Raw genomic sequence first — 5,742 nt, forward strand, 5'->3', positions numbered from 1 at the left:
TCAGATGGGCAAGCGCTCAGTACGGTCAGGCATCCGAGCAGGGCCGCTAAAAAGAGGCCGCCCGCGGATGCGGTGGCATGGCCTGGTTCAGGGTGGTTCATGGCGATTGCAGTGGGGTCACCACTGCCCTTAAAACGATGTGCTCAATGACACGAATGGAACGAATGGACGCGCGAAGGCTTGGGCGTCCTGGACGAATCACATGACGCCAGCATGGCTTCCACTGTCGTCATGGAGATCGAATGTAAGTGACGAGGGAGTCGGGTTCTGTCGGAACTTTCGCAAAAACCAGATGGCGTAGTGAAACGCAGTGGAGCATGAAAGCGTGCTGCGTTAGCGTCGCTTTCATGCGGCATCGATAGCCGGTGTCCCACGCGAGCGTCGAGGAGAAACGTCAACGGAGAGCGCCCGGCCAGTTGATGGCCGGGCCTGTCCATACACGGGTATGAAGAAGGGAAGGGTTACTGCGCCGCGTAACCTTCGGGCGTGGTGACATTCGCCTTCATCACGCCGGCATTCTGCGACACCACATACACCGGCGCCTCGGTCAGCGTCAGCGCCACGCGGCCGTTTGCATAAGGCAGCGTGGACGGATTGCCCATCATGTCGAGTACGGTAACCGTTCCGGATGTTCCTGCTGCATCCACCGGCAACGTGTATTTCACGCCATGTGTCGCGCTGAATCCTGATGCCCCCGGCCATACCGCATTCTCGTGCGTCCACAGCGCGGTGACGACCTTGCCGCCGTTCAAGCGCTGGAACGCATACGCATAGACGCCGGGCGGCGTGTTCTTGACGGGCCCAAGCGTGTTGGTGCCATCGATAATGCGGGTCATTGCTGCCACGCCCATGGCCGCGGGCTTCGGGCTGATCTGCGTCTGGCCGGAGCCACCCTCGGCGTTGACGAGATCAAAGAAGATGCCATAACCCGGTTCGGAAGGATCGGCCGTATAGAAGATATAGGTCATGTCCGCACCCTCGCCGAGGAGGATCAGGTGCGATCGCGGCACCAGCGCGCCTTGGGCATACAGCACGTTCGCCGACGGCGTCGATGGTCCGTACTTCGTGCCGATGTCATAGCTGATACCCGACTCGGTGATGAACAATTTCGCGCCGGGTTTAAGCATTTGCGTCATGGTGTGACGCAGCGCGCGCATCATCATGGGCAAGCTTTGCGCGGCTTTCTCCGGATCGCTGTTACCCGCCATGCGTTCTGGCGGATGAGAGGGCGACGTCCCGACATCGTAGTAACCATGCGCGCTCACGCCGTCGAGATACTTCGCGATGCCCAGCGGCGCGAGCCGCTTCAGCCACTCGATGTTTTGTCCTACCGACGACAACGTTAACCCCATCACGACCGCATGAGGGTCGGTGGCGTGGATCGCTTCGTAAGTCGCTTTGTACATGGCGACCAGATTGGCGTCCGTATCGCGCCACGGCAGGCCACCTCCGTAGTCGGGTTCCCAACTCACCTGATAGTAGTTATTCGATTGCTGCGGAAAAACGCTCGAACGCACCCGGTTCGACTCCTCGCCAACCCGCTTCATATAGGCGCTGTAGTCGGCAAGCGAAGACGGCGCGTAACCATGCGTGTCCTTGCCCGTGCGATTCGCCCAGCCCGGAACGCCGTCGAGTTGGATCAGCCGCAGCAGGTCGCCGGATTTGAAGAACGGCGCGAGGTTGTCGGCGGCGGGATTGAATGTGTTCGGCGCCTTGGGCTCGGTCATGTACCAGTTGCGGTTGTCGTTGACCCAGGTGAGGCCCAGGTCGGGATAGAGCGGCCGATACCCATCGCCGGAACAGCAGGTCTGCCCGGGCCGCAGATACGCCGCGCCCTGGCCGCCGAAGCGATGCAGGTCGGGGTACTTGTACGTGACGGCCGGCAGTACCGCTGTGACGTCGGGCAGCACGCCGAAGGTGGCAATTCCGGCCGGCCGCGTGCCGCGCGACGGCAATACGGCGGGCGCTGCATTGGCGGCGTCAAGTTGTGCGGTGATCGAAAAGTAGCCGGCGGCTTGCGACGTGCACTTGATAGCCGATGTATGCGCACCGGCCGTCACGGCGAAGTGCCCGCTTGCCTTGACCTTGCTCCACGCGTCCTCTATCCGCCATACAAGCGTGCCGGCCGACTTGGCGCGCGTGGTCAGCGCGAGTTCGAACGGTTTGCGAAGCGGGAACATACGCGTGCCGTCGCTCCCGGGCGTGTCGGCTTCGATTGCATCGCCGGAAGCTGGCGCATCGACTGGCGCGGCAGCCGGGCTGCATTGCATCGGCAGTGAGGTGGTCGGAGGCGGCGCGTCGGCTACGAAGCGCGCCATGGCGCTGTCCGCGCGGGCTTCGACCCAGCAACGCTTTAACGCACCCGGCGCGGGGTCATCGAAGACGCTGTTGTCGCAACCCGTGCCGCCAGTGAAGGTCTTGACCGCGTGCTTTTCAGGCGTGCCGTAGAGCACCTTTCTCGCGCCATCGAAGGAGCAACGCTCGTACTCCGCTGCGCAAGGTGTCCAGGCACTTCCGTCGATCTTGACGGAATCGGCTGACGCGGCAGGCGCGGCGGGCGCATCCTGAGCCGCAGCGTTTTCGCCTCGACAAGCACCTATAGACACCGCGACGACGAACGCCAGGGCGAACCTCGTAGTTAGAGCCAGCGGGCGGGGTGCGCGCGGCGCCAACCGTGCGGCGAGTCTTTCGGTCGATGGATTTTTCATTACACCCCGGGGTCGAGAGCCGGGTGGTTAGAGCCCGCCGCGGCGGTGTTTTCCACCGAGGAAAGCGGCACTCCCCACCTTCGTGCTACCTGAATGAAACGTTTTCGAGTGCGCTGCGTTGCGATGCCCGATCACCTTGCAAACGCCTGCAACTTTCGCTCTCGCGATGCAACATCAGGCACGGTTTAAAGGGGCCGCGAGCAGGCGCGCGGCGTTGGGAGCGCGTGTTCATGCTGCTTCCAATTGCGCTGAGGATAGGCGTGCTGCAACGAACGCGCCAGTCGTGGCGATGGAGGTTGTCGGATGTTGACGGTATCGAACCATCGGGCCGTATATGGGTGGCGGGATAGCGCGACAATCTGGCTGATCTGGCATTGTCTGGAGCGCCTTCGGCCAACCGGCGCATGCGTAACTAATCTGTATCAAAACTTGGCGAGGCTGTTCGGGGCCACTCCGTGTGGGCGAGGGTGGGCGATCTCACGCAGCAACGGAAATAAAGGGCTACTGACAACTGGTACGTGAGTGGTTGCGTCGAGTCGTCTTCCGCCGCCACCTCGGCGGATTTTTTCGCCTGCATTTTGCTGCCTCGGTTGTTCCTTCGATCCCGGTTCGATGACCCCGCGCGGCCCGCCGACGCCGGATTCATCGCCGGTGAACTCCCGATAAAGCCATTTCATTTATCGTTGAATAACATTTAATCGGACGAAATAATTTTGTTTCTATCGTGAAACGTCATTTTGACAAACATAAGAAAAGAACCGAAGTATGTGCGCCGCCGCACGTTGCCGGATTATGTTGTTAATCGGACCGGCGCTTTAAAGGCGCGACTTAACACTTGTATTTTAATTAGAAGTGTTTCTTCAAGGGTCTAAAGAGTGGCCCGAATAGGCAAGTCTTCGTGAAGCGCATTTTTAATCACGATTTCTCATGTTTCACTCACGCAACGTTTACCGCTAACGATGCCCTCGCCGCGTCGCGGCGGAACCCGCGAATGCTCCGGGAAGCCTTGCCGCGCGGGCCTTTATAAATCGCGCGGAACGTTGATTTGTATGACATTCCGGGCTTCAGACAGCCCTGTCCGATATGTGCGGTCGAATTGGACTGGCATTCGTCTTGCAATGTGCCATTGGGAATAAAACGCGTGGACATTCGGTTTCTATACAAGATTTACCGAACGTGCGTATTGAAATTGACCGAATGATAGGCAGCGCACGTACTGAAAGGATTTGAATGGCGGCGTCTGAAGCTTTCCGCCAACATCTCGCTACTTTCAGTCACGACAACCTAATCAAACTCGAGGGTGTCTATGATGCACCGCAATGAGAACCCACTATCCAATCATGTTGGATTCAACAAGTTCGCAGGGGAATGCCATGCCGTACGCCAGTCTTGAACCCGCCGTAATGGGATGGCTACAGCCGGCCCCACGTAGCACGCAGGCGGAGATTCGCCGCATCGCAATCCTGCTGTTCGATGGCTTCTCGCTGCTCGGCGCCGGGATTGTCGCGGAGGTCTTCCATGTCGCGAATGAACTGGCCGTACTGAGGGCGCGCAACGACTGGACCTACGACGTGCGTTTCCTGTCCGTCGAAGGCGGCAATGTGGCGTGTTCGTCGTCGGTACGGGTGTGGACCGATGGCCTCGATGCACGCCACTACGGCGGCTTCGACGCATTGTTCGTCGCCGGCGGCAAGGGCGCGGACGGTGCAGCGGGCGACGAACGTATTGTGGAATGGCTGCGCCGCGTGCACTCCAAGACCACGGTGGTCAAGTCGATCGCTGAAGGGCGCAAAGTGCTCGACGCCGCCGGCATCGGCCACGCGGCCGAGACGCAGATCCGCGTGGGTCATTCGATGATGCACGCCGTGCGCGAAGAGCAGGCGAGCGAAGCGGGCGATCGCTACGAGTCCATGAAAGGCGCGTTGCTGATGATCAAGCGCGACCTCGGTGTGGAAGTAGCGCGCGGGGTTGCCGAACGTCTCATGCCCGGCTCGGCGTCGAAGCTCGTGCCGTTGCTCGGCGATAGCGGCACGGCCTCTGCCGGCGACAAGATCCGCACCGCTGCGCGCTGGCTCCAGGACAACTGCGAACGGCCGATCTCGGTCGTGGATGCAGCCCAAGTGGCGGCCATGAGCGAACGCAACTTCCTGCGCCGCTTCAAGATCGAGATGGGCATCACGCCCTCGGACTATCTGCTGCAAGCACGCCTTGCCGTGACCTGCACGTTGCTCACTGATTCGGAACTGCCGGTCGACAAGATCGCGCGCCGCAGCGGCATGGGTAACGGCGATCGCCTCGCCAAGATCTTCCGCAAGCGTCTTCTTATTTCACCAACCGAATACCGGATGCAAAGCCGCCGCGATGCCGGCGTCTGATTGAGAGTAAGTCCAGGTTTTTTTGACCGCAGTCACGGAGCGTTGAGACGTAAGCGGTTCGGCTGAACCGGGGTCGACGATCGGTGCACATGGCGCGCGCAGCTCCGCCCGGGGAACGGGTTAAAGAATATAGGAATACTAAAATGGACAGCAAGGTCAGGCAGGACATCGAGGAAACCGCCGAGACGATCACCGCTCCGGGAATGACCACGGAGTGCCGTCGTATCGTGCAGGTGATTCTCGCGGGGGGATCGGGCACGCGCCTGTGGCCGGTATCGCGGGAACAGTATCCGAAGCAGCTGATTGGCGTGATTGGCACCGAGTCATTGTTGCAGGCCACCGTGCTGCGCATGAAGCACTTTCCGGCCGCGTGGGACGTGGCGGCGGAGCCGGTGATCGTGTGCGGCGAGGAACATCGCTTCGCAACCGGCGAGCAAGTGCGTGAAAGCGGCGTGACCGCGCGCATCGTGGTTGAGCCTGCCCGCCGCGATACCGCTCCCGCCCTGACACTTGCCGCGTTGACCGCCTGTGCCGACGGCCAGGACGCCATCCTCGTGGCCATGCCGGCCGACCACGCCATTGCCGATCTCGATGCGCTGCATGCGTCCATCGAAACTGCCGCGCGTTTTGCGCAGGCCGGCGATATCGCCACGCTCGGT

General features: G+C 61.0%; 3 protein-coding genes. 2 read left to right on the forward strand and 1 reads right to left on the reverse strand.

Annotation, left to right across the window (positions count from 1 at the left end; translation table 11 throughout):
- Positions 1 to 461 precede the first annotated feature (461 nt).
- Complete coding sequence (locus JWR14_RS03515; RefSeq protein WP_299701428.1) at positions 462 to 2,708, reverse strand: hypothetical protein; 2,247 nt, start codon at positions 2,706 to 2,708, stop codon at positions 462 to 464.
- A 1,373-nt stretch (positions 2,709 to 4,081) separates the two neighbouring features.
- Between JWR14_RS03515 and JWR14_RS03520 the strand changes: the two genes are divergently transcribed.
- Together JWR14_RS03520 and JWR14_RS03525 are read left to right on the forward strand one after the other, a co-directional pair.
- Entirely contained in the window at positions 4,082 to 5,083 is a 1,002-nt protein-coding gene (locus JWR14_RS03520; RefSeq protein WP_299701431.1) for a helix-turn-helix domain-containing protein, read from the forward strand.
- Between the two features lie 203 nt (positions 5,084 to 5,286).
- On the forward strand, positions 5,287 to 5,742 hold a 456-nt coding region (locus JWR14_RS03525), incomplete at its 3' end, for a sugar phosphate nucleotidyltransferase (protein WP_299701433.1).

The sequence above is a fragment of the Caballeronia sp. genome (assembly GCF_028292365.1).
GTDB lineage: Bacteria > Pseudomonadota > Gammaproteobacteria > Burkholderiales > Burkholderiaceae > Caballeronia.

Excerpts from the sequence above, each read along its gene's own strand:
- JWR14_RS03515 (WP_299701428.1), bottom strand. The coding sequence starts at position 2,708 with ATGAAAAATCCATCGACCGAAAGACTCGCCGCACGGTTGGCGCCGCGC.
- JWR14_RS03520 (WP_299701431.1), top strand. The coding sequence starts at position 4,082 with ATGCCGTACGCCAGTCTTGAACCCGCCGTAATGGGATGGCTACAGCCG.